General features: G+C 54.1%; 27 protein-coding genes and 1 pseudogene. 8 read left to right on the top strand and 20 right to left on the bottom strand.

Annotated elements, in window-relative coordinates; genetic code table 11:
* Window positions 1–80 precede the first annotated feature (80 nt).
* From OSC10802_RS0123285 to OSC10802_RS0123295, 3 genes are all read right to left on the bottom strand, one after another.
* The gene (locus tag OSC10802_RS0123285) at window positions 81–956 is read right to left on the bottom strand and encodes a pentapeptide repeat-containing protein (protein ID WP_017719177.1); all 876 of its coding nucleotides are present in this window, start codon (window positions 954–956) and stop codon (window positions 81–83) included.
* A 447-nt stretch (window positions 957–1,403) separates the two neighbouring features.
* Complete coding sequence (locus tag OSC10802_RS0123290; RefSeq protein WP_017719178.1) at window positions 1,404–1,622, bottom strand: hypothetical protein; 219 nt, start codon at window positions 1,620–1,622, stop codon at window positions 1,404–1,406.
* 261 nt (window positions 1,623–1,883) lie between these two features.
* Window positions 1,884–4,307 (bottom strand): VIT domain-containing protein, encoded by a 2,424-nt coding sequence (locus OSC10802_RS0123295; protein WP_017719179.1) that lies wholly within the window; start codon window positions 4,305–4,307, stop codon window positions 1,884–1,886.
* A 315-nt stretch (window positions 4,308–4,622) separates the two neighbouring features.
* Between OSC10802_RS0123295 and OSC10802_RS41420 the strand changes: the two are divergent.
* The 4 genes and pseudogenes from OSC10802_RS41420 (at window position 4,623) to OSC10802_RS0123310 (ending at window position 7,588) form a co-directional block, all read left to right on the top strand.
* Window positions 4,623–5,299 (top strand): annotated as a pseudogene (locus OSC10802_RS41420) (Uma2 family endonuclease).
* A 799-nt stretch (window positions 5,300–6,098) separates the two neighbouring features.
* Window positions 6,099–6,779 (top strand): hypothetical protein, encoded by a 681-nt coding sequence (locus OSC10802_RS0123305; protein WP_017719181.1) that lies wholly within the window; start codon window positions 6,099–6,101, stop codon window positions 6,777–6,779.
* Between the two features lie 32 nt (window positions 6,780–6,811).
* Complete coding sequence (locus tag OSC10802_RS53215) at window positions 6,812–6,952, top strand: hypothetical protein (RefSeq protein ID WP_198525174.1); 141 nt, start codon at window positions 6,812–6,814, stop codon at window positions 6,950–6,952.
* Between the two features lie 237 nt (window positions 6,953–7,189).
* Complete coding sequence (locus OSC10802_RS0123310; protein WP_017719182.1) at window positions 7,190–7,588, top strand: response regulator; 399 nt, start codon at window positions 7,190–7,192, stop codon at window positions 7,586–7,588.
* A 101-nt stretch (window positions 7,589–7,689) separates the two neighbouring features.
* Here the strand turns inward: OSC10802_RS0123310 and OSC10802_RS0123315 are convergent, their stop codons facing one another.
* A complete protein-coding gene (locus OSC10802_RS0123315; protein ID WP_026098732.1) occupies window positions 7,690–7,899 on the bottom strand; it encodes a hypothetical protein in 210 nt (69 codons plus the stop codon).
* Between OSC10802_RS0123315 and OSC10802_RS46535 the strand changes: the two genes are divergently transcribed.
* Window positions 7,898–8,176, top strand: coding sequence for a UPF0175 family protein (locus OSC10802_RS46535; RefSeq protein ID WP_232731737.1), 279 nt, complete (start codon window positions 7,898–7,900; stop codon window positions 8,174–8,176). The genes OSC10802_RS0123315 and OSC10802_RS46535 overlap by 2 nt on opposite strands.
* A 535-nt stretch (window positions 8,177–8,711) precedes the next feature.
* On the opposite strand, the gene minE is transcribed toward OSC10802_RS46535, so the two are convergent.
* From minE to minC, 3 genes are all read right to left on the bottom strand, one after another.
* Complete coding sequence (gene minE, locus OSC10802_RS0123330) at window positions 8,712–8,993, bottom strand: cell division topological specificity factor MinE (protein WP_017719185.1); 282 nt, start codon at window positions 8,991–8,993, stop codon at window positions 8,712–8,714.
* Window positions 8,994–9,025: 32 nt separating this feature from the next.
* Entirely contained in the window at window positions 9,026–9,832 is an 807-nt protein-coding gene (gene minD, locus OSC10802_RS0123335) for a septum site-determining protein MinD (protein ID WP_017719186.1), read from the bottom strand.
* Between the two features lie 186 nt (window positions 9,833–10,018).
* Window positions 10,019–10,825, bottom strand: coding sequence for a septum site-determining protein MinC (gene minC / locus OSC10802_RS0123340; protein WP_017719187.1), 807 nt, complete (start codon window positions 10,823–10,825; stop codon window positions 10,019–10,021).
* Window positions 10,826–11,056: 231 nt separating this feature from the next.
* Between minC and OSC10802_RS0123345 the strand changes: the two genes are divergently transcribed.
* Window positions 11,057–11,947, top strand: coding sequence for an aspartoacylase (locus OSC10802_RS0123345; RefSeq protein ID WP_017719188.1), 891 nt, complete (start codon window positions 11,057–11,059; stop codon window positions 11,945–11,947).
* Between the two features lie 102 nt (window positions 11,948–12,049).
* Here the strand turns inward: OSC10802_RS0123345 and OSC10802_RS41425 are convergent, their stop codons facing one another.
* Together OSC10802_RS41425 and OSC10802_RS0123355 are read right to left on the bottom strand one after the other, a co-directional pair.
* Complete coding sequence (locus tag OSC10802_RS41425; protein ID WP_017719189.1) at window positions 12,050–12,793, bottom strand: pentapeptide repeat-containing protein; 744 nt, start codon at window positions 12,791–12,793, stop codon at window positions 12,050–12,052.
* A gap of 174 nt (window positions 12,794–12,967) precedes the next feature.
* Window positions 12,968–14,293, bottom strand: coding sequence for a four-carbon acid sugar kinase family protein (locus tag OSC10802_RS0123355; RefSeq protein ID WP_017719190.1), 1,326 nt, complete (start codon window positions 14,291–14,293; stop codon window positions 12,968–12,970).
* Between OSC10802_RS0123355 and OSC10802_RS54745 the strand changes: the two genes are divergently transcribed.
* Complete coding sequence (locus OSC10802_RS54745; RefSeq protein WP_155968269.1) at window positions 14,292–14,450, top strand: hypothetical protein; 159 nt, start codon at window positions 14,292–14,294, stop codon at window positions 14,448–14,450. The two genes, OSC10802_RS0123355 and OSC10802_RS54745, sit on opposite strands and share 2 nt — an antisense overlap.
* A 128-nt stretch (window positions 14,451–14,578) precedes the next feature.
* On the opposite strand, the gene OSC10802_RS0123360 is transcribed toward OSC10802_RS54745, so the two are convergent.
* From OSC10802_RS0123360 to OSC10802_RS55805, 10 genes are all read right to left on the bottom strand, one after another.
* Entirely contained in the window at window positions 14,579–15,226 is a 648-nt protein-coding gene (locus OSC10802_RS0123360; protein WP_026098733.1) for a hypothetical protein, read from the bottom strand.
* A gap of 230 nt (window positions 15,227–15,456) precedes the next feature.
* Window positions 15,457–15,720 carry a hypothetical protein gene (locus OSC10802_RS50820; RefSeq protein WP_155968271.1) on the bottom strand — a complete coding sequence of 88 codons (264 nt, stop codon included), beginning with the start codon at window positions 15,718–15,720 and terminating at the stop codon, window positions 15,457–15,459.
* Window positions 15,721–15,915: 195 nt separating this feature from the next.
* A complete protein-coding gene (locus tag OSC10802_RS0123370; protein ID WP_026098734.1) occupies window positions 15,916–16,917 on the bottom strand; it encodes a cyanophycin synthetase in 1,002 nt (333 codons plus the stop codon).
* 77 nt (window positions 16,918–16,994) lie between these two features.
* Window positions 16,995–17,201: a hypothetical protein gene (locus OSC10802_RS50825; protein WP_155968273.1), complete on the bottom strand. Its 207-nt coding sequence runs from the start codon at window positions 17,199–17,201 to the stop codon at window positions 16,995–16,997.
* On the bottom strand, window positions 17,179–17,397 hold the full coding sequence (locus tag OSC10802_RS54750) for a type II toxin-antitoxin system HicA family toxin (protein ID WP_026098735.1): 219 nt from the start codon (window positions 17,395–17,397) through the stop codon (window positions 17,179–17,181). The genes OSC10802_RS50825 and OSC10802_RS54750 overlap by 23 nt, the downstream gene beginning before the upstream one ends.
* The gene (locus OSC10802_RS41430) at window positions 17,398–17,616 is read right to left on the bottom strand and encodes a type II toxin-antitoxin system HicB family antitoxin (protein WP_017719195.1); all 219 of its coding nucleotides are present in this window, start codon (window positions 17,614–17,616) and stop codon (window positions 17,398–17,400) included.
* A 154-nt stretch (window positions 17,617–17,770) separates the two neighbouring features.
* Window positions 17,771–17,908, bottom strand: a complete 138-nt coding sequence (locus OSC10802_RS50830) for a hypothetical protein (RefSeq protein ID WP_155968275.1) — start codon at window positions 17,906–17,908, stop codon at window positions 17,771–17,773.
* Entirely contained in the window at window positions 17,886–18,485 is a 600-nt protein-coding gene (locus OSC10802_RS0123385; protein ID WP_017719196.1) for a Uma2 family endonuclease, read from the bottom strand. The genes OSC10802_RS50830 and OSC10802_RS0123385 overlap by 23 nt, the downstream gene beginning before the upstream one ends.
* 76 nt (window positions 18,486–18,561) lie before the next feature.
* The gene (locus OSC10802_RS0123390; RefSeq protein WP_017719197.1) at window positions 18,562–20,775 is read right to left on the bottom strand and encodes a phosphoketolase family protein; all 2,214 of its coding nucleotides are present in this window, start codon (window positions 20,773–20,775) and stop codon (window positions 18,562–18,564) included.
* Window positions 20,776–20,882: 107 nt separating this feature from the next.
* The gene (locus OSC10802_RS55805) at window positions 20,883–21,011 is read right to left on the bottom strand and encodes a hypothetical protein (protein ID WP_255349165.1); all 129 of its coding nucleotides are present in this window, start codon (window positions 21,009–21,011) and stop codon (window positions 20,883–20,885) included.
* A gap of 153 nt (window positions 21,012–21,164) precedes the next feature.
* On the opposite strand from OSC10802_RS55805, the gene OSC10802_RS0123395 reads away from it, so the two are divergent.
* Window positions 21,165–21,575, top strand: a complete 411-nt coding sequence (locus tag OSC10802_RS0123395; protein ID WP_017719198.1) for a hypothetical protein — start codon at window positions 21,165–21,167, stop codon at window positions 21,573–21,575.
* Here the strand turns inward: OSC10802_RS0123395 and OSC10802_RS50835 are convergent.
* Window positions 21,557–21,694, bottom strand: coding sequence for a hypothetical protein (locus OSC10802_RS50835; protein ID WP_155968277.1), 138 nt, complete (start codon window positions 21,692–21,694; stop codon window positions 21,557–21,559). The genes OSC10802_RS0123395 and OSC10802_RS50835 overlap by 19 nt on opposite strands.
* Window positions 21,695–21,863 lie beyond the last annotated feature (169 nt).

Raw genomic sequence — 21,863 nt, forward strand, 5'->3', positions numbered from 1 at the left:
GGGGTGAGGGGTGAGGGGGCGGGGGGTGAGGGGGTGAAAAGTCGAAGCCCTTGCCCTTGCGTATCTTGTTCGAGTAACTTTTAATTGTTAACGGACAGCCCCTCTGCGGTTAAATAGAAGTACCGTCTGGTCAATTCCGGCAGCGTCGCACCGGCAAACTCAGCCCCCTCAACGGAAGCCCCCATTAGCGTTGTTTCGCTCAAGTCCGCTTCGCTCAAATCGGCCCGGTGCAGGCGAGCCCAATTCAAGTTAGCCTTGTAGAGGCTGGCTCGCCTTAGCTTAGCGCCGGTCAAGTCCGCCCCAATCAGACTAGCCCAGCGCAGCTGAGCCCCACTGAGATTGACAGCGATCAGGTTGGCTCCTTCCAGGTTAGCCCTGCTCAGTTTGGCTTCGCTGAGGTTGATGCCGTTGAGATCGCACCCGTTGAGGTCAACTCCATTCAAAAATGCCCCTTCGAGATTCACACCCATCAAGGTAGCTCCGTAGAGCATAGCGCCGCTCAGTCTAGCGCCGCACAGGTTCGCCCAGCTGAGGTTGGCTCCTGTCAGTTTAGCGCTCCGCAGGTTGACGGCTTGCAGGTTAGCCCCGCAGAGATTGGCACTCCACAGGTTCGCCCCTCGCAGGTTAGTCCCCTCGATAGTCGCACCGCTCAGTTTTGCCCTGGGCAGTTTTGCCTTCACCATGAAGGCACCGCTGAGCACCGCTTTGGTGAGATCGGCCTCAATCAGTTTCCCGTCGCCCATTTTGACAAAACTCAGGTTGGCCCAATTCAAGCAAGCCCCACTCAGGTCTGCTTTGGTGAGAGACGCTCTGCTGAGATTGGCTCCCCGCAGCAGAGCGCCGGTCAGGTTAACCCCCACCAAATTCGCTCCCCTGAGATCTGCCCCACTGAGATCTGTCCCAGCAAAGTTCCTCTCTCCTAACTCGTAACGCTTCAGCAGCTCCCGCACTTCCATTTTGTGTTTACTCCCCTACCGCTCGCAATTTATCTCTGAAAGAACCGGCTCACATCCAGCCGCAAACTACTTTCCAGCCCTTTTGCCCGCTCTCAACCCAGCTCTTACCGCTTTTTAAATAAAAATTTAATATCTGTCTTTAATAAAGATTTTACAACAGCCTGCCCTTAGGGTGAGTGTGCGCGCACGATTCTGTTACAAATTTTTTACCGCTGGCCGGTCTGGAAGTGGGCCCGCAGCGGGTTGGGTGCCGGTGTAACGGATCTCAGGAGCAATGAGGATCGCCGAGGGGCGCTTGGGGCGAGAGGATCTCAAGGAATTCGGTGCGCCTTTTACAACAGCCAATCACCCGGATTGTTTTCACTTTCAAAGCGTAAAACCTTTATGGAAAGCTTTGTTTACAGGCTGCATCTTATATTTTTAGTTTTGTACGCTCAGCTTACCGTCCTAAATGGCGATCGGCAAATTGCCCTGCGCCTGAATGGCGCTAGCGCCTTTCACTTCAATCTGGCACCTATCGCAGACACTCATTTGGGTCGAGAGGGTGCCGGTCTGGTTCGTGAGGCTCCGAGACCCGATATCAATTTTGATAGCTCCTGCTGGCTTCATTTTAAAATCCACAGCCAGCGCTTCTGCGGCACCGAGGGCGAGGACACTCCTGAACACGATGCGCTCTCTTCTTCTTTCTTGGCGCTCTACCCTGCGGCAAGTGGAGCCGCGCGTCTATGGCGTTTTGGCGGTTCATAATTTAGAGCCCACATCAATTCGCCAACAGTGTCACAGGATTCTCAAAATATCTCAAATTATATTTTCCTCCATAAAAAGGATATCAGAAGTAGGTTGAACGCGCAAGAGGGTAGAAACCCCTTTTTGTAAATCCCCAAGGGGAAGTGGGGTGCCTTGAGAGCGCACCCCACAGCCCTGACGCTACGGGCGGATGCGCAGTTTGAGGCGAATGGTGCCGGTGACGGAGTTGGGGACTCCCCAGCGACTCAGCGCCCGCTTAATGGGATCGAGCACCGCTGCATCTTGCAGCGTCGAGGCTCTGTCGTCGAGCACAATTCGCCCGACTCGCCGATTGCGGACTGGAAATTCCAGCACGATTTCGCCGCTGACTCCCTGAGGGAGATTCACGTTTTGCAGGTACTGGGTTAAATCGGCAACCGCACTGCCCTCCAACCCATCGGCACTGATAATTTCAATCCGACCGGCAGCTTGGGCCTCGGTCAGGGCCGGCTTTGGTTCTGCCGGCTGTGCCGGCTGTGGAGCGGGGCTGCTGTAAGTGACACCGGCTGCCGGTGGGGCGCTCAGAGGCCGCACAGCTGAGGCGGGAGCCATCCGTGCGGCTGCGCGACTGGAGCGCTCCTCGTCAGCCGCCGGCCCAAAAATTCCCTCATAGCTGACGCCTTCCGGCAGCTCCACCGGCACCTGCACTCGCTGGCGCGTCCCGTCCGGACTGACGCGCACTTCCTCACTGACTGCAACAAAGGCGGTGTATTGAGACAGGAGCCGGTAGCTGAGAGCAGTATCCGTCAAAGCGTCCACGCCGGATTTAGTTTCATTGCCAAACATTTGACTCATCAAATCTTTAATTCGCCACCGGCCCCAGAGCCCGGCGATCGCAGGGTTGCCGGCACCGCTGAAATCGACCTTGAGCGTCTTTTCATAGCGCTTGCCACCAGCCGCGACACCAGTGATTTTCAGCTGCCCGCCGGTGCGGTCTGGCTTGCGCCCAAACAGCACCAGGGGCTGGCTGGCAAACAAATCCGGGGCAGCCCCCGGATAGATATCAGGCTTGCCACCGGCACCCTCCCAGCTGACTCGCACGTCCGCCAGCACAGGATTATTAATCTGGCGGAAAAACCTCTCGGTCACTTCCTGCGTGGGTTCATTTTGCCGTATAATTTGCGCAGTGCCCCGCCCCACTTCCGCAAGCCGGTTCAGCAAAAATCGGTTCACCGAACTGCCCACACCGAAACAGTAGAGCCGGTTTCCGGGCTTCAGCCCGCGCTGGACTTCGGCAATCACCTCGTTTTCATTGCCGATGTAGCCGTCGGTGATCAGCACGGCGCTGCGCAGTCGCCCTTCCTTGGCGGGGGGGAAATTCAGCACCGCCCGCATGCCATTGAGCAATTCCGTACCGCCTTTGGCGTCCAGGCTGTTGATGTAGGCCATTGCTTTCTGGCGGTTTGCCGGCGTGTTGGGCAGGGGTGCCGGTGACAGCTGCTGCGCGGTATTCGCAAAGTCAATAATCGTAAAAGTATCGTTAGGATTCAGCCCGTTAATGAACTTGCGCATCAGTTCCTTGGATTTAACGAGTGGGTCGCCGGCTTGGGAGCCAGAGGTGTCCATCAGGAAAACAACATCTTTGGGGACAATTTCGCTGGTTTTGTACTCGACTGCGGGGATGAGGTAGACGGCGAAATGCCCGCCCCGGCTGTCGGCTTGCGTGAGGACGGTGGCGCGTGTCGTGTCGCCGGCGACTTGATAGCGCAGGATCAGGTCTTTGTTGGGGATGGTGTCTTCTTGGGCGATCGCGACGCGCACGAGATTGCCGGTGCGGTCGGTGCGGATTTTGTGGGAGGGCGATCGCACGTCTGTGACCGGCACGCCGGCGTCAATTTCCACAGTGACGCCGATGTCGTGCCCAGAACGGGTGCCGGGAGGCAGCACCGGCGGGGTGATGCGTTCGGCGTCAGGAACGCGGTCGGTGTTGCCGCCGGGACGGTCGGTGGGGTTGCCCGGGATGTAGCGAGGGCCAACGACCATCGGAAAGACGAATTCGTAGTTGCCGCCTTCAAATTTTAAGCTGTCGGTGTAGCGGATGGTGACATCAATTTGTTCCCCCGGTTTGATGTTAGCGAGGGATTGGGTGAAGATGTTGTCGCGCTCCTGTTCTAAGAGGCCGGCGGTGCGCCCTTCGCGGAGAGCTTGTTCGTAGATTTTTTGGGCTTCTTCTCGTCTTTTGATGTCGCCTTTGATGATGCGGTTCCCGATTTTTATTTCCATGTCGTCCACTGCGGCTTCGTCGGGAAGCGGGAAGACGTAGACGGCTTCTAGGGGGTCTTTGAAGGGGTTTTCAAAGCTTTGGGTGACTTCAACTCGCGAGAGGTTGCCGGCAATTTTGGCTTTGACTTCTGTGTGTTTGAGGGGGAATATTTCTTGTTTACCGTCTTTGGAGAGGACAAATAAGCCGCCGGTGGCGCGGTCTGGTTTGGTTGCCGGTTTGTTGGTGGGGTTGGCTTGGGTTAGGCGTGCGGGTGCCTGGGGGGATTGCCGGGGGGGTGGGGCGGCGGTTCCGAGGGTGCCGGTGAGTAGTGCGAGGGTGGGGAGCAGATAGGCTAATTTCATTGAGGGTTGGGTAGATTGAGCGGGTTTTATTTAATATGACATGGCTGGGGGGGGAAGGTTTCTGGGTTGCGTTTTTTGTAACGGAGGGGTTTGAACCGCCATAGACGCGAAGCGGCTTCCCGCAGTGCAGGACGCCAAAGACGCCAAGGAAGGCGGGGGGTGAGGGGTGGGGTTGTGTGCCACCGGCACGGTTGAGGGGGAGTTGAGGAGTGCTGCTGTTAGGATGGTAGGTGATTGCAGAATCAGCGATGCGGTGTGGGAGGGGAAGGTTGTATGTCAGAGGAGAATTCTGTAGGGAAGTTGGAGGAAAGGGGAATGGGGGTGCCGGTGTTAAGATTGCCGCCGCTGGAGAGTGGCGACCGGCTGACGCGCGATGAATTCGAGCGGCGCTATCAGGCGATGCGGGATGTTAAGAAAGCTGAATTGATTGAAGGAGTGGTGTGTTTGGGGTCGCCGGTGCGCATTGTTAATCATGGCAGACCGCACGCTAAGATGATTCTTTGGTTGGGAGACTGCTGGGTGGCAACGCCTGGGGTGGATTGGGCTGACAGTACGGCGGTGCGTCTGGATCTGGACAGTGAGCCGCAACTAGATGCGCTGCTGCGATTGGATGAAAGCGCCGGCGGACAGTCGCGCACCAGCGAGGATGGCGATGTGGGAGGTGCGCCGGAATTGATTGCGGAAGTTGCTGCGTCTAGCGCTTCGATAGATTTGGGGGACAAGTTAAGGGCTTAGCGCCCCAACGGGGTGCGGGAGTGTATAGTGTGGCCGGTGTGCGACCGGCGTCCGGATTGGTTCAGCTTGAGGGAAGGGGAGTATGTATCTCTTGAAGCGGATGCGGAGGGGGTGGTGCGCAGTGAGGGTTTTCCGGGTTTGTGGCTGTCAGTGCCGGCGCTGTTAGAGGGAGATTTGAGAGGGTTTTGGCGGTGTTGCAGCAGCGGGTGAACACACCTGAACACGGGGCGTTTGTTGAGCGGTTGAGAGGGAGTTAGTGGGGCGATAAGATTGGCGATTTTAACCTTTGATACCCTGGAATTTATTTATCGACGAGATATCTTGAGAGATTTGCCGGCGATTCCTTTGCGCCACCGGCACCTTCCCATTCGAACTGAACCGCAAGAGCCAGCACGGGCATGGGAGGTGCCGGCATTTGCAGGGTGCCGGTGATATTATGTCCGGCAGCACTGTTGTAGGGGCGGGTTTATAGCAGTAGCCACTTAGATTAGAACATTAGACCTTCAGGCTCGGCGGACGCCGTACCTACGTCTATATCGCAGTAAGCATTTAGGAAACCTACATTTCGGCCTCCCTTGCTCCCCTGCTCCCGAAGCTTCTATTGTTCTAACCAATATGACTGCTGCTATATCAATTCTTTGAGCTGCGCTGTAAATATCTAAGGCGTTACCCGCCCCTACCGGGGGTGGGGCGGTTTGATTCATATTCGCAATTGTGGGGGGCGGGTTTATTGATATTCTGCTCTGTGCGGGTTTGATCTCGGCTAAACCCGCCCCTGCAAGCCAGAAATATCTTGGCGCTCACCCGCCCCTACAAGGCTATGTATACAAAACCTATGGAAGCGGACATGATATCAGAGGGTTCTCGCTCCCCTCAGAGATTGAGGGCAGAGGGCAGGCGAGACGCCGCGCCTGCGAATATAGCTCGCAGGGACAGGCATCTTGCCTGTCCCAATGTCCCTGAGGGTCGGAGGGAACGCCTTGTCTGTAGAACGCCCTAGGTGTCTCTACAGTCTATAATATAGACACACAGACCCAATTAGTAATTATTAAAGCTGTGCCAGGAGCTAACTTGAATAAAGCTCAGCAGACTGGATTGCTGGGAGTAAACCGTATAGCGCACCAGGAGCTTATTCTACTGCCGGTGCTGAAAAATGCCCTGAAAAATTTTGTTCTTTTTGAAGAGGGCAAGAAATTGTATCCGGGCGCGAACAACCTGCTGGAAGCTTATGAATCCGATTATTCTCTTACTTTTATGAGAATCGGCAATTTTCTCCGTCTGGGGACGGAAATTGAAGCTTTCACCCGCTCCTACTATATGGAAAAAAAGGGGCTGGCATCACGGGCAGCGCTTGAATTGCATTTCAAACGACTTAACTGTCCGGAAGTGGTCTTTCAGCGGGTGTTGCCGGGCTCCAATCAATCCCTCGCCAACCTCTACAAAACAGAACTGGGAATCGACCTCAAAACTATTCCCACCTTTAAGTCGATCCAGGAATACTTCGTCCACCGGCATCTCTACACCCACAACAACGGGGTCCTAGATACCCATTACCTGAAAAGAATTGAAAAGGTGATGGGCGCAGAGGAGCGAGATCGCATCGAAAGTCAAGCCCTCACGGCTGCCGGTGGGCGAGATATCAATGAGGCGGAAGTTTTTTGCTTTTACCCCATTCACAAACGCTTTACACCTTTGATTCAAGACATAAAAACATTTATCAAAAGTTTGCCTTCCTAATTCTCTCGACCGGCTACAGGGGAATTTCACTCATGACCCAGGATGGCCATACGATGGCGCTTGCTGTAAACTGCCGGTTGGGGATGTGCCGGCACGCTCACCAACACCAGCAAGATCGGAGACCGGCAGCAGAATTCCCCAAACTTCTTGACAAAAAAGCAATTCTGTGGTAAGAGATGCGCTGTAGTGGGAGCTACCATCTCAGACAGAGCGACAAAAAGCGCTCGCCCAACTCCTAAAATCCCGACCCGCACCCAAAAAGGATAAAAAAATGTTATAATAAAAGATCATCCGTCACTTGGGATGCCATCCCACATGAATAGTCCCTAACCCATAGCCACTAGCTCGCAGCCACTATTTTAATATTTCGCGTCGCGTATTGTTCTCAAACAGGAGATGTAGGATAAAATATGTATTCCAGTTTAGAGCGTGTGCCAACTATCCTGGCAGTAGATGATTGCCCCATCACCCAAAAACTAATCGCCCATGTCCTGGGCAGCTATTACCGAGTTCTGGTGGCTAGCAACGCACGAGAGGCACTAGAAAAAATTTATAAGGAACCAATTGACCTGCTATTATTAGATGTTTCCATGCCCGAAATTGACGGATTGGAACTGTGCCGCGCCCTGCGCCAATTGCCCCAGTTCAACCGGCTTCCCATCATTATGCTAACCGCACGCAACAAAGCGTTTGACAGAGTAATCGGCAAGATGGCAGGCGCTACCGAATATTTAACCAAACCCTTTCAGGCAGATCAATTGTGTCAGATGGTGGGGAAGCTTCTCGATGCCGGCGTGCCGGTGGAGTGAGAGAAGACCTCCCCACTTGCCGGTTGAATGAAGAGCGCCAGCTCGACCTATTTTGGATTTTGGATTTTAGATTTTGAATTGAAAAATGGCCTGAAAGCTTTTTAATCCAGAATAAAAAATCCGATGTATATAAACTTGGTATTGCGAGTATTTTCAGTCATTTCGGGGTGCGGTCGCTGAAAAATCCGGCTGCCGGTGTAATTTTTCAAGTTAGGCTTGGCCACAAAGCCAAGCTTGTGCGGGATGGGGTGCGAAAGCGTTCGCCCCCTCGCTGAATGTGCTACAATACAGATGCCAGGAGGAAAGACCATGAGTGCAGTCATTTCCGATGACATCCTAAAGGCAGCAAGAATGTCAGAAGACGAATTAAAGCGAGAAATTGCCATTCTGCTCTACCAGCAAAAGAAACTCAGCACCGGCAAAGCCCGCCGCGAGCGCCGGCATGCATTTCATCGAGTTCCAACAGGAACTCTCCAGACGCGGGATTTGCGTCAACTGCGATGTCGAAGATTTTCTTTCCCGACCTCAATAATCTGCGAGAGTGGGGTGACTTGTGATGAAATTCCAGGGGGTTGGGAGTTCTCCTGACAGCCCAACCCAGAGAACTGATACCAAGTAGGAATAGATAGTATTTTATCCAGCGAATGAAAAGGCTTTACTGCCGCATTTTTCAATTCCATTATCCAAAATCGAAAATCCAAAATTGGTATGATTGCCGCCATCAAGCCGGTGATGGACGATCTAATTACGCTGGCTGGTTTCCGGGCTAACAATCAACTGTACGCTGATATAGCAGTATGCACTTAGGTTAGAACATTAGACCTTCAGGCTCGGCGGACGCCGTACCTACGTCTATATCGCAGTAAGCATTTAGGAAACCTACATTCCGGCCTCCCTTGCTCCAGAGCTCCCGAAGCTTCTATTGTTCTAACCAATATGACTGCTGCTATATCTTGCGGGCTGCGGGAGAGTAGCTGAAGACGCCCCGCATACCGGCAACAAAAATTGCCACCCAATCTTGACAAACTTCCAATAATGCAGTATAAATAGCCGGCACTCCCGCCCAAGGACACCAGCAGGTCGAGGACTGCTGCGACAGCAGACCGGCATCCCCGAGCTGCGGTTACTCTTCTGGCTGATTGGCTTTCACTCTGCGGATGGGAAAATTAGCAATCAGCGCCGTCGCCCGCTGGCTGCTTTCCAGAGAAAACTCCAATCCATCCATCTCCAGTTCAACATACCTCGACACTACTGCCAGGATTTCTTTCTGCATCGACTCAATCATCTCGGGGGAGAGGTCAGCCCGATCGTGGGCGATAACCAGTTTGAGACGGCGTTTGACTTCCTGACGACTGTTGTTTGCACCGGCTCGAAAAAAAAGTCGTTCTAGAAGTTCGCTAATCATGGGTTTTGCGGGGGTAGACGGGGGAGGAGCCATTAGACAATCTTCGAGGAGAACAGCTTGCGAATCCAGGCGAAAAAGCCCTCATTAGTGTTGGACAGGTCAAGAAATTCCACCTTCTCACCTTCCAGGCGTTTGGCGATGTGGTCAAGCGCCGTGCCGGCGAGCGAGACCGTTTCTGTCAATACTAAGGGTTCCCCCCGGTTCGTAGAAACGATCACCTTCTCATCATCGGGGATAATCCCAATCAGCGGAATGGCCAGAATTTCCTGCACGTCCTGCACCGACATCATGTCATTCGCTTGCACCATCCCCGGTCTCAGGCGGTTGACAACCAGGTTAATCCGCTTGATCCCCTGAGCTTCCAGCAAGCCCACCACCCGGTCGGCGTCGCGGACTGCAGCAATTTCCGGGGTAGTGACAATCAGCGCTTCCTTGGCGGCCACAATCGCATTTTGAAAGCCCTGCTCAATCCCAGCCGGACTGTCAATCAAAATATAATCGTACTTCTGGGCCAGCTCGTCAATCAGCTGCTTCATTTGCTCCGGGCTGACGGCATCTTTCATCCGGTTTTGAGCCGCCGGCAGCAGCACCAGTCGGGGCTGGCGCTTATCTTTCACCAAAGCTTGATCCAGCCGGCACTCGCCGGCGATCACCTCCACTGCCGTGTAAACAATCCGGTTTTCCAAACCCAGGAGCAAGTCCAGATTTCTCAGACCGAAATCCGCATCCACCACAGCAACCTGGCGGCCCATTTTAGCCAGAGCCATTCCCAAATTCGCTGTGCAGGTGGTTTTGCCCACCCCTCCCTTACCCGACGTGATGACAATAATGCGACTCATGAAACCGTACAACTCACGAACAGACTGCTGGTGAACAGAGACTTTGCCTTAACTAGACCCACAGAGCGCAGCAAAATCCAACCAACTCATCAAACTGGTTTTTCCAGGATAGAGGCAGTTGAATCCATTGTGCCGGACTCCTCAATTTACCACAGACAGCGATAGCAAATCACTTTGGCTCGCCCCTCAGTTGATTTTTGACAGCAGCTGGCTTCTAGAAAAATCAGCCGCCCTAGTGATGCGAATTCCCTGCCCGCTCACATAAGCCACTTCTGGATGCTGCAGCCCCGGTGGCGGCTCTGGTGCCCGGGCCAAAAAATCGCCAATCCGAAGCTGGGTGGGCTCCATCTGCAGCGCCATAATCACGCAATCCGTCTTCCCGCCGGCACCGGCATGAGCCAAGCCCCGCAGACGCCCCCAAATCAGGATATCTCCGTCCGCCACGATCGATCCCCCTGGATTCACGTCTCCCATCAGGACCACAGTGCCGGGATGGCGGACGTCCACCCCAGAGCGGATGGTCGTTTCCAGATAGAGGGCGTCTGCCATTGGCGCAGCCTGCGCAATCCGTGCCGGCACCAGCGACGCCGGCGAGGAGAACTGCTCCACCGAGTAGCCCGCAGCGGCGGCGGCGACAGCCGTCTGGCGGCGGGTGGTGTGGACTCGCGCCAGCAGCAGTCCGGCTTCGCTGAGGGCGTCCGCCAGGGCTTGCAGCTGGCGGGCGTCCAGCAGCCGGTCTTGCGCCACCAGGCACACTTCTGTGTGCGGCTGCCAGAAGCGCTCGCTGGCATTGAGCCTCAGCTGCATCTGCTGCCACATATCAGGCCAATTGCTTGCCTGTGGCCCATTCGAGCCGGTGCTCTCCGCTTCTGGAGGCAATATTAACAGCAGCCGCCCCCCCTCAGTTTTGAACCGCACTTGTGGGTTGCGATTGCTTTCGGGAGGGGTTTCGGGATCGCTTAACACGAAAGGAACAGAGGAATCAGAACTCATTCAGGTTTCCCTTCAACTGGGTTCCCCAGGGAGTGGGGAGCGCATCGAGAAAGACTAAGTATCAATCTTATCGAGAATTCAGCCATCTTATCATCTCATCCTAGCGGTTCGGGCAATAGAGGATGCCGGCGGCAGGTCTGAGAGCCGGTGGCCATCTCCCCAGCGCACAGGCATCCTGCCTGTGCTATACAAGAGACTATCGGGAGCCGTTCTCACTTGCAAGGAGCGCTTATGCATATCGGTCGTGTGGCGATTGTCGGCGGGACTCACGGAAACGAATTTACCGGTGCCTACCTGATAAAAAAATGGGAAAAGCACCCAGAACTCCTAAAAAAAACCTCTTTTCAAACCCTGGCACTGCTCGCCAACCCTCCAGCCTTTCAGGCAGGGCGCAGATATATTGACCGGGACTTAAACCGCTGCTTTACCCTCACTGACCTGCAAAACCCCACCCTCTCTGCCTGGGAAGACAAAAGAGCCAAAGAACTCAATCAACTCCTCGGCCCCAAAGGCCAACCAAAATTGGCAAAATTTGATTTTATCCTGGACTTGCACAGCACGACGGCCAACATGGGCCTGACTGCCATCCTTCCTGGCCCTCACTCCTTTTACCTGCAACTGGCAGCTTCTCTCAGTTCCATAGAACCCGCCATTAAAATATTATACTATAACCTCAACCAAAGCGAAGATTCCTACTATTTGGAATCCATCTCAGAACGGGGTTTTACCCTCGAAGTTGGCCCCATCCCGCAGGGAACGCTTCATGCCGGCTTGTTTCAAAAAACAGAAGCGCTGGTTTACGCTATCCTGGATTATCTAGAAAAATATAACCTGGGTCAACTGACCCCAGCCAATTCCCCCCTCACCCTTTACCGGCATTTAAAAGTTGTGGACTATCCGCGAAACAAAAATGGGGAACTAGAGGGCATGGTTCACCCGCAGCTTCAGGGCAGAGACTATCAGGAACTGAAAAAAGGCGACCCCCTGTTTCTCACCTTTGAGGGCGAGACGATTTATTATGAAGAGTCCGAAACCGTCTGGCCGGTGTTTATCAATGAAGCCGCCTACTACGAGCAGGGTGCCGCCATGTGTTACACTAAAAAAACCGAAGTTTATTTGTAGGGTGCGTTCCGCACCACCGGCAACTTCACCGGCAGCGCTGTGCGGGGGAGAGCGGGCCAGAAACCCGGTTTCTTGGAGAAACCGAGTTTCTGCGCTCACACATTACCGGCATGGCCCCCGGCTTCTGTTATCGGGCATGATTGCGCCACAAAAATAGGCACCCTCCACGTTGGTGTCCCTGAAAAAAGCGCTGCTCAAATTAGCATCCGTCAGGTTAGCATTTTTCAAGTTGACGCGAAACAGGCTATTGCTGCTCAAATCAGCTTTTGACAGGTCGGCCCCCTCCATGTTAACATCTGTCATCCCGTCAGACCTGAGCATAGCGCCGGATAGCTTGGCATGACTCAGGTTGGCACCCTTCAGGTTGACATCAGTTAAATTGGCACCGGTGAGGTTAGCAATTTTCAGGTTGGCATTTTTCAAATCGGCACCCCTCAAGACAGCACCGCTCAGGTTAGCACTCGTTAAGTCGGCACCAATTAAGTTGGCATTACTCAGGTTAGCACCGCTGAGGTTAGCACCAAATAAGTTAGCTTCCAGCAGCTGGGCGTCTGTCAAGTCCGCCCCCGCCAGGTTAGCCCCCACTAACTGACATCTTATACACCTTTTCGCAGTCTGCAATTGTTGAATAGGGCTGGCGTTTTGAGCCGGCGTTGAAGCAGCTAAGCTAAGAATGGCTGCTAGGGCAAAGATAGTTAGAGTTTTTAGTTTCATAATCCGAGAGCTGGACACACCGGTCGGAAAAACTTGCATTTTAGAATAACCTGCTTTTTGCTGAAACCGCAGCAGTTCCTGGGTGGGGTGCGTTCCCCACACCGGCGACAAAGTAAAGGGCATCTCAGTCATGCGGAACGCACCCTACTATACTTTGCCGGGTGCGCCTTGGAATTCCTTTTATAGCGGTTCTCAGTTGCATAAACTGCGGCCTTTGAAACCCGGTTTCTTTAAGAAACCGGGTTTATCAATACCTCGCTAATATGAGAACCGCTATCATAAGTCCTGGCGGCGCACCCTTTGCTTCTAAAGATGTTTGCTCAACCGGCGGTAAATAGTAGCCAGCGCACCGGCATCGCCCACATTTCCGGGGAAAAGCACCACCGGCAAGTTAGGAAATTGCGGGTGATCTTCTGGCGCGCGCACCACTGAGCAGCCGGCTAAAATTTGGCCCAGGAGCCGCGCCGCCCTCAGCGCCAAGCCCGCACTCAAAACATCATTGGAAGTAATTCCCCCCTTGCTGATTAAAAATCCAATATCCGCCGGCATTGAGCGCACGATATCCATCAGCAGGGCGGAAACCGCCAAACCGAACTGCAGGCGCACTCCCACACTGTCAAAAGTGAGTTCCTGCCGGCTCGTATAAACCACCGGCGTAAAGCCGGCGGCGTGAGCTTGATCAACCCTGTCCAGAGTTGTGGCGAGGATCTCGGATCGCGCTTGCTCCGACTCGTCGAGCAAATGGGCCACATCCACCTCAATCCCCACCACACCCGGCTCTCGCAGCAGGTGTTCCAGCTGTTCCGTGGACTTCTTGACGTGGGAGCCGACGATCGCCGCACCGGGTTTGCCCTCCCGCACATATTGGGCCATATCCTCAGCCGCCACCGGCTGCGGTCCGAGATTGGCGAGGGAGGTCAGGATGCTGGCGGCGCTGCGGAAAAGGAAGCGTTTGCCAAGGCTTGCAGATTGTAACACATCGGCGGCAAATTTGTCAAGGTCTGCCTGGGTTTCGCCATCGACGACGCAGCACTGGTTGCCGGTGAGAGAAGCCAGGCGTTCGGAGGTGCCGGTCCGGATGTCGGAGAGCAAAAATCGCTCAACCGCGCTGGCGGGGATTCGCCCAGAGGTTTTTTCTCCCACATAGTCGGGGAGGTAGCTGTGCCGGTAGCCAAAGACGGAATCGCGGGCGAACTCGGTTTCGTGCACCGGCACCGGTGCGCCGCTCACCATCAGGTAGTGCACGCTGTCGCGGGTGAAGCGCCCCCCCTCGAAAAATGCCGGCACGAGGAAATGGGCGTCAAACGGGCCAAGTTCAGAGGCGATCGCGTCGGTTTCCACGGGGTAATGCCCCCGCAGGGTGGAGTCGGAACGGCTGACGACGAGGAAATCCCGGACCCCTTCAGCCGCAATCGCCTCTTTCAGGTTGTGGCAGACTTCTCGCGTGACTGCGGCGGCGCGATCTGGGGTGAGGGCTCGCGTATTGGTGAGGACAAAGAAAATTGGCGACTCGTCGCGCAACCCCAGGCGCAGGGTGTCCGCATCCCAGCGGGTGAGCAGCAAGCAGCTGTGGACAGTCTGGGAGCCGGTGGGATCGTCATCGAGGACAATGATTTTGGGTTTGCTGGTCATGTTTCAAGTGAGCGCGACGATTGCAATTTTCTCATCTCCTCTGCTTGAATGCCGGTGCCCATTTGCTTGGCTCGATCGAGAAATTGCCCGCACTCACTGGCTCGATGGCGTGTCCCCTCGTTCCCAGGCGGGAGCCGGCTTGCCGAGGGGAAGGTAGAAACCCGGTTTCTTAAAGAAACCGGGTTTCTGGGCCATCGTTCATCCAATTGAGAACCGCTATCTAATACCAGAAACCGGGTTTCGTTGGATTATAGCCCAAAGAAACCCGATTTATTACGGCGATCTCTAGCTCAAACGCTGGTCTTGTAACTTTCTCATTTCCGCTTGGGCGCTGACCGCAATCTGCAGCGCTTCATTCAGCAGTTTGCCATGCTCGCTCGCCCTGTCGCTGACTTGCAAGGCGGTCAGAGCCGTCAGGTTATTGGCAAATAGTTCGGGGTTGCGAGCGATGAAGGATCTGTGCGCCCGGAGAATTCTCTCAGTTCTCAAAGCCCGCACTAAATCCTCTCGCGTCAGTTCCAGGGCGGCAATCACCTTTTCCCTGTCTGTTAAACTGACTTCTGGATTGCCGGCGGCTTCTAGCTGGTCGTTGATGTCTATGGCTTGAATGACATCATTATACCGCTCCACATCCTCAAATAAATTGACAAGAATTTTGTTTCTTAGGCTGAAATTTATTTTTTTCACATCCTCGCCAATTAAGGCCAGAGACGCTAACACATAAGTGGCTATCAAGAGGGGCCGGCTCTCGGGGAAGAGGTAATTTAAGAGAATTCCGCTGACAGCCATTAAAAAAATGATTAAGAGGCTTTGGGCAATTTCCGACAAAAACGTGGGGGGGGTTGGGGGAATCAAGACATTTCCAACCCCCACGCCGGTGAGTCGTCTCAGTTCTCCTTTAGTGATTTGCAATCCTTGCAAGTCAGGTCTCACAGATGGGTGTCCCTCTCCTACGCTAATCTTGACGCTCCCTGTTTCGTCTCTGGGTGCCGGTGTTCCGGCTCGGTGTGCCTGTCTCTACTCTAATATTATAAGGTGCGTCAGCTGTGCCGCACGCTAGTGGTGATGGCTCGCCCTATTGCTGGCACACCCCATACCCAGCCCACCCGGGGCGAGGGGAAAATTTTTAGTTTTTCCCCCTCTCCCTTGATGGGAGAGGGGGGTTAGGGGGGTGAGGGTGAAGATATTTGCAAAAATGAGATGCTCCCCCCGACTTTCTCTAAGTATAGCGAGCCACCGCCGGCGATCGTCTGGGGCGGTGTCCCCAGCGCCAATGCCGGCTGCCCAGCAACCGCCGGCTTGCGGGGGGTGCCGGTGTGCCGCCCACTGCGCAGCACAGGTGAATGCCATCCCGATTCTATTATAGAGCGGTCCTCAATGATTTGTGAAACCTGTGGGGGCCAGAAACCGGCTTTCTGCGCTGTCACAATTCAAATATAGCGGTTCTCAGTTGGATGAACTGCGGCCCAGAAACCCGGTTTCTTTAATCCCCCGGGTTTCTCAGTACCTTTTCATCCAAAATCCGGGCATCCAAAATCCAAAATCGGGATCGGTTTGTCCCGCCAGCCGCAATTTCCAATGCAGCCGGCTGAATCTAATCAATAAGGCAAGATATTACCGCCCTACGCGGACTCCATCGCTTTGAGGATTTTTAGATAGAGGTTTTCTACTCTTTTGGCTTGAATATCACCGAGAGAGGCATAGTGGCGCAAACCAGGAGTCCCATTGATTTCCAGGACGACATAATCTTTCAGCGGATCTGCTATATTGCCGGTGATAATATCCACCCCGCACAATCTCAGCCCCATATCTTTTGTAATACTGACTGCCAACTTGTAAAAGTCTGGATGGATCTCCTCTGTGACATCTACAGCTTCCCCCCCCGTTGTTAGATTTGCATTATCCAAAAGAGACAGCTTAGCGCCTTCCGGGAGGACACTCTCCCAATTCAGATTCTGTTTTTGCAAATTGTTTTGAATTCTATAATCCTCAATATCTACCCTAGCCTTTCTGCTGTTTGTTGCAAATGTCTCCTTTCTTTTTAGGGCAAGTTCCAAAATGCTTGAGGTTCCGTCCCCCAACACAAATAAGGGAATCCTCTCATATGCTGCCATTACTTCATCATCCAGTACCACAATCCTGTAGTCTCTGCCTGAATAAAATCTCTCAACGATTAGAACTGAATCCTTTAAAAAAATTTTTTCAGCGGTTTGATAGTATTCAATTTGGCTGTGAACCTTTGTGACGAGCATTCCTTGCGTGAGGCTGTTGGGCTTTACAATTACAGGAAAGCCAAGGGTTTTAGCAAACTTGAATCCGTCATCTATATTCCTCTTGGAGTTGGCCGGCAGTCTTTCATTGACTTCATCGCTGAAAAAAGTTTTCCCCTCAGGGACATTATATCCCAATGTCTTGAGAAAAGAACTGGCAAAACCTTTATCGGTTGATATTTCTACTGATCCCTGATAATTAATATTTAAAATGTGATGCCAGAAAAAACTTTTCTTGCCATTCTTAAAAGTAATCTGTCCGCCAAAACCGTATTCAGGTTCCCACAGGACTGTAGCTCCTATCATGGGGGCCAGCTTCTGGATTATTTTTGGTACAAATTGTTCTTTTGTCATTGTCGTTTTGGTTGCGCGTTCGATATGGCCCAGGTACATTAAACATCTTGGCAATATCAATATACCACATCCAGATTTTAATGCAAGCACTTCGCGGAACAAGTTTTGTCAGCGCCCCCACCGGCACCCGGCGGCGATCTGCCGGCTCCAGAACCCGCCCCCGCAACAAGCGCGAGATTGTACCACTTGACCGCACTTCGCAACACAGCCGGTGGCAACATTCCAGACGCGCCACCGGCAGGGCCCATCAGCGGATGGCCGTTATCTATTTTCCAGAAATTCATCTACCGTAATTCCCGCCTGTCGAATCAAACTCCTCAGCAACCCTGGTGCTAGTTCTCGATGATTGGGAATTGACAGGATTGGTTTTGAGTCATGCCAAAGAATCATGTGGCTGCCTGTTTGACGATCCAGTACATAGCCAAACATTTCAAACATCTTGACAGCCTCCATGCCGGAAATATTTGATAACCGTCCCATTTATACTACAACTTCCCCGATAAAGGATTGAGATTCCTGGGGGACATACGGCTTGCCATGCTTGGCTCGCACATCAAGATACCCCCTGATGGCATCTTTGATATTTTCTACCGCCTCATCTAGCGTCTTGCCTTGGCTCAGACAGCCAGGAAGCTCGGGGACCTCCGCAACATAGCCTTCGTATTCGGGGTCAAATGTAAAAATCACTTTAAATTTCATAACAAATTCACCGATTTTCTTTTCTGCTGAAACAGTTCTAGCTCTACAGGTAGAGTGAAGAGATTTTCTCTTTATAGCCCGTCCAGGAAATTTACGGTAAGGCTATTATAGCGCATCCAGACTTTAATGCAAGCACTTCGCGGAGCGCGTTTTGTCAGCGCCCCCACCGGCACCACACGGCGAGCCGCCGCGCCGGCACACCCAGTCCTTCTTTCCCCTCACCCCTCCGCAGAGAGTTGGGGGTGAGGGTTGGGGTGGGGGGTGGGGTTTTAAACCTGCCGGTGCATTCCATTAAGAAACTCTCTCCTCGATTCAAGTCGGGAAGGCATTATAACACAGCGCGCCAGCAAATCCAAATCCAACTCCGGCAAAAACTCGCTGCGAGAAAGTTGCTCATACTCCTCCCCGCGAAGCCGGTAGAGAGAGAGCCGGTTATCTTCCCAAAACCAGACCTCAGCGATCTTCAAACGCTTGTACTTTTCCAGCTTATTGATGCCGCCACTGGTAATGACTACCTCAACGGCCAAGTCAGGACGATCTTTTTTGTCCCCTATATAATAGGACTCATCAGGCTCAAAGGATACTTCCCTGCTTTCATCCTCACGAGTCGCACTGCCTACAGGGATGAATTCTATTTCCCTCTCAAAAAAGTAAAGCTCCAGCAAAATAGCTATGTTTTTTTTCAGGTTTTCGTGTGGCTCTCCAATCGTCATAAGCTCCACCCGCCCATCCAGATAAGATATCCGCACACCAGGCACATTTCCAATCACAGCTTGAATCTCCTTGAATTGCTTCCAGCTGTGACGCCCTGGCAAGACAAACCGCTGTTCTTTGACTGCAATTATTTGTTGGGAAACTGGTGCCGTCATACCCTTAGCGCTCCTAGATTGAGGTGCCAGAAACCCGGTTTCTTAAAGAAACCGGGTTTCTCAACTCCATTATAGCTTAATGCAGCAACTCAATCGCACGCTTCGTCAGCGCCTCAGCAGTCAGCCCATTAAACGCCATCAACTCACCGGCACTGGCAGTGGTTTCTCCGCGCTTCCACGCGAAAGTGTCCCGCTTGCAATTCGCGCGCAGCAGCACGGGTTCCAGCATCGCAGAAGCGCCGCCGGTGACCGCAATCAGCGCGTCGCCATCAAACAGCTGGGCAAACCCAGCATCATCCAAAAATCCGCCATCCGCTTCCGAACAAGTATCCCACGCAACATCGTGCGGGCGGTAAAGCCGGCGGGGGCTGACAACGGAAACAATCCGCACGCCAATCCCCTCAGTTTCCAAAAATGCCGCTGCTTCAAACACCGGCATCAGCGTCATGTCGCCAACAACTGCAAACACAACTTTTTTGTCGCCCGCCACCTCTTGCAGCAGCACCGCACCGTCGCGCAAAGCTTGGCGAGTTTGCTCAAAAGTCGTGCGCACCGGCAGCGGCGACTTGCTGGCAGTAATCACAACCCCCTTATTCTTTGTCGCCAGCGCCCACTCGTAGCAAACTTGGATGCTGTTGGCATCGGGAGGGAACAGCGGGAACACATTGCCATTGCGCATCATCGCCGCAAAATAAGCCTCAATTTCCGGACGCTGGTGAGTCCACCCATTGCGCCCTTGCTCCAGCGCACCGGCAGTAAACAGCGTCACCGTAGAAGGAGTCGGGCGGCGCAATTCTGCCATCGCTTGCGTCACCGTCTGCCAAATCGGCAGCCCGTTAATGGCAAAAGATTCATAAGAGCACCAGAGACTGCGAGCGCCCATCAAAGCCAAACCCACAGCCAAGCCGGCGCAAGCGTCCTCACTCAGCGGTTCGTAAACTTGCCCGTTGGGGGTTTGATTGTAAAGCTCATCCGCCGTAGGGTGGATAATCTTCAGGGCTTGGTTAATATTAGCAATTCCCGAAGCTTCATTGCCGTCAGCATTAGTGACGAGGAAGCTGCGGTCGCTCTGGCCAACCTTAGCCACCAAACGCCCCATTGACGTAGTAGCAACCTTCGGATCGCCGCCAATCGCATATTCTTCCAGAGGCAACTCACCCAATTCTGGCAGCGGCAGCACAAATTCCGTCACAGCGGTTTTGGCAGCCGGCCCACCCCCGGCACGCTCAAAATTCGTGCGCACCAACTGCCAACCTTCCGGCGCGAGAGCGCGCCCTTTCAAAGCTTCTGCAATGTGCGGCGCATCGAGCGTGTCCTTGGGATAGAGGTTGTGAGATTTCGCCCCCCGCGCGTGCACGCCGGCACCTTTCAGCTGCTTGATGATAAACGCCGTCCGCGTGCCGCTCAGAGCGGATTTAGCCGCTTTGTCAGCAGCAACGAGCACAGTTTTGGTAAATTCCAGCCGTTTTTCCAGGGAGAAAGCAGTGCTGTCCACATAATCGCCCGGCTGGTTTTTATCGTCAAACTCCTTAGCATCGACCAAGATAACTTCTTCAAAGCCGTTGCCTTTCCAGTAAGCGATCATTTCTTCGCTGGATTTAGTGGAAACCATGCTGTGGTGTTCTTGGCTGTAGCCGTTCCAAACCAGCACCGGCAGGAAATTGGTCACGCCCGCATAGGCGGTGTGGAAGTGCGCCATGCTGCTCATCACATAGGGCTCGCCCATACCGCCGTCGCCGATAGTGAAGGGGAAGAGTTTGTCGCGGTGGAGGAGGGCTGCGGCCATTGCGAAGTGCTGCCCCTGTCCCAGGGGGCCGGCGGGGGCTAGAATGCCGGGGATGTATCCGGAGAGGTGTCCCAAAAGGCCGTGCTTTTCCCGGAAGCGATCGCGCAACTGCTGCACGGTGAAAATCCCCATGTCCTCCAGGGAGCGGTCGAGGAACATGGCGCTGTAAAAGCCGGGGGCGTGGTGGCCCACTTCCGTAAGAATGTTCTTGTAGCCCAGCATGACGAGGGCGGCGTGAGCTTCCGCAGAGCTGGCAAATCCGCCCGGGTGTCCGGAGGCTTTGCTGCCGGTGATTTGCAGGGTGAGGTAGCGCAGGGCGTCGGCAGCCAGGAGAGTCTGGAAGGCAGCGGCAGGAGCTGCGGGGTCTGCGATCGCAGCGCGGCCTTCTGCGATCGCGGGGGCTTGGCCGTAAGTCTCGAACCCGGGAAGGGCTTCGCCGAAATATTGAATCCCCTCACAAAATGCCGGGGAAGCTTGGGTGGCCGCTTGGGTCGGTGTGGTCATGCTGAATACCCTAAATGACAGTAATGCTGGGAGCGATTTAACAAATATTTTATGGGTTTTGGGACTTCAGAATTTAAAAAGCTAATTAATCTTGCTTTTGCTTCCGATTAGAGGGCGCTATCGCTCTCAATCGGAAATTTTCCTGGGAGGGGGCGGGGAGTGGGGAATGGGGTGATGGCAGTTGGGTCCAAAGGCCGGCACGTTTCAATCCCGTTTCCGGGATTGCTGCTGGCCACAAATCTTCTCCTCCTACCCCCTGCTGAAATCATTGTCGCATTGATATGGGCTGCGCTTGCACAACCCTTGATGCGGAGCACCGGCACTACCGCAGGCATTGCACTTAACAGACGGCATCTGGGGAGTTATACTGGAGTTGCCCGCTGACGCCGGTGCGCGACAAGCTGCTGCCAGCCCTGGACTGGGGGATGACCCAGACTGTGATGGCCATTTTCCCACTGCCGCAACTTCCGCTCTCTGTCAGGTTTCGCGCTCGGTTTGCCCCCGGGGATCTGATTGCCTTTCCTCGCGTCACCAGATGGCTGGATGGGGATTGCGGGCGGCCAGTTTGCTCTTGTAACGGTGCGGGTTCCGTGTGTTTATTGCACCGGCTGATCCGGATCTCTCTTAGCCGGCTCGCTCAAGAGTCGGAGCGGTTTTTGTGCGGGCAATTTTCGCCGTTGGAGTATTTGCCGTTTGGGTTGGGGGTGAGACAAGTGTGTCGATCTGGCGCGGGCTCAGTTGCGCTGGCTCGCCGGCGCAACGCGGCTGACCTGGCGCGGGCTCACCGGCAGGTAGTGTGACGGTGGCGGCGGGTGCGCCGCCGCAACAATTGGCCCTCTTGCGTGCCGGTGTGCCGCCGGCTCGCCAGCCACCCCTTCTTGCCGGTGACGGCACTCTGCCAGTGCTGATTTTGGAACATAAAATCCGAGTGAACACTGGCTCTATTGTGAGTTGAGCGCAAAGTTTCTTAAAGATACAGCAACGACTTGCCGCCGTCCCACGGCTAAAATACACAAACTTATCAACCGTAAATTGTCGCACTTTCCGCCCCGGTTCCCCGTGGCGCTCCTGCGCGCGAGCCGGCTCAC

It is taken from the genome of Kamptonema formosum PCC 10802 (genome assembly GCF_000332335.1).
Classification (GTDB): Bacteria; Cyanobacteriota; Cyanobacteriia; order Cyanobacteriales; family Oscillatoriaceae; genus Oscillatoria.

What these genes read in the sequence shown, in the direction of transcription:
- OSC10802_RS0123285 (WP_017719177.1), bottom strand. Translation starts at nt 956, where the DNA reads ATGGAAGTGCGGGAGCTGCTGAAGCGTTACGAGTTAGGAGAGAGGAAC.
- OSC10802_RS0123295 (WP_017719179.1), bottom strand. Translation starts at nt 4,307, where the DNA reads ATGAAATTAGCCTATCTGCTCCCCACCCTCGCACTACTCACCGGCACC.
- OSC10802_RS53215 (WP_198525174.1), top strand. Translation starts at nt 6,812, where the DNA reads ATGACCCAGGATGGCCATACGATGGCGCTTGCTGTAAACTGCCGGTTG.
- OSC10802_RS0123310 (WP_017719182.1), top strand. Translation starts at nt 7,190, where the DNA reads ATGTATTCCAGTTTAGAGCGTGTGCCAACTATCCTGGCAGTAGATGAT.
- OSC10802_RS46535 (WP_232731737.1), top strand. Translation starts at nt 7,898, where the DNA reads ATGAGTGCAGTCATTTCCGATGACATCCTAAAGGCAGCAAGAATGTCA.
- OSC10802_RS0123315 (WP_026098732.1), bottom strand. Translation starts at nt 7,899, where the DNA reads ATGGTCTTTCCTCCTGGCATCTGTATTGTAGCACATTCAGCGAGGGGG.
- minE (WP_017719185.1), bottom strand. Translation starts at nt 8,993, where the DNA reads ATGATTAGCGAACTTCTAGAACGACTTTTTTTTCGAGCCGGTGCAAAC.
- minD (WP_017719186.1), bottom strand. Translation starts at nt 9,832, where the DNA reads ATGAGTCGCATTATTGTCATCACGTCGGGTAAGGGAGGGGTGGGCAAA.
- minC (WP_017719187.1), bottom strand. Translation starts at nt 10,825, where the DNA reads ATGAGTTCTGATTCCTCTGTTCCTTTCGTGTTAAGCGATCCCGAAACC.
- OSC10802_RS0123345 (WP_017719188.1), top strand. Translation starts at nt 11,057, where the DNA reads ATGCATATCGGTCGTGTGGCGATTGTCGGCGGGACTCACGGAAACGAA.
- OSC10802_RS41425 (WP_017719189.1), bottom strand. Translation starts at nt 12,793, where the DNA reads ATGACTGAGATGCCCTTTACTTTGTCGCCGGTGTGGGGAACGCACCCC.
- OSC10802_RS54745 (WP_155968269.1), top strand. Translation starts at nt 14,292, where the DNA reads ATGTTTCAAGTGAGCGCGACGATTGCAATTTTCTCATCTCCTCTGCTT.
- OSC10802_RS0123355 (WP_017719190.1), bottom strand. Translation starts at nt 14,293, where the DNA reads ATGACCAGCAAACCCAAAATCATTGTCCTCGATGACGATCCCACCGGC.
- OSC10802_RS0123370 (WP_026098734.1), bottom strand. Translation starts at nt 16,917, where the DNA reads ATGACAAAAGAACAATTTGTACCAAAAATAATCCAGAAGCTGGCCCCC.
- OSC10802_RS50825 (WP_155968273.1), bottom strand. Translation starts at nt 17,201, where the DNA reads ATGAATTTCTGGAAAATAGATAACGGCCATCCGCTGATGGGCCCTGCC.
- OSC10802_RS54750 (WP_026098735.1), bottom strand. Translation starts at nt 17,397, where the DNA reads ATGGGACGGTTATCAAATATTTCCGGCATGGAGGCTGTCAAGATGTTT.
- OSC10802_RS41430 (WP_017719195.1), bottom strand. Translation starts at nt 17,616, where the DNA reads ATGAAATTTAAAGTGATTTTTACATTTGACCCCGAATACGAAGGCTAT.
- OSC10802_RS50830 (WP_155968275.1), bottom strand. Translation starts at nt 17,908, where the DNA reads ATGGAATGCACCGGCAGGTTTAAAACCCCACCCCCCACCCCAACCCTC.
- OSC10802_RS0123385 (WP_017719196.1), bottom strand. Translation starts at nt 18,485, where the DNA reads ATGACGGCACCAGTTTCCCAACAAATAATTGCAGTCAAAGAACAGCGG.
- OSC10802_RS0123390 (WP_017719197.1), bottom strand. Translation starts at nt 20,775, where the DNA reads ATGACCACACCGACCCAAGCGGCCACCCAAGCTTCCCCGGCATTTTGT.
- OSC10802_RS50835 (WP_155968277.1), bottom strand. Translation starts at nt 21,694, where the DNA reads ATGTTCCAAAATCAGCACTGGCAGAGTGCCGTCACCGGCAAGAAGGGG.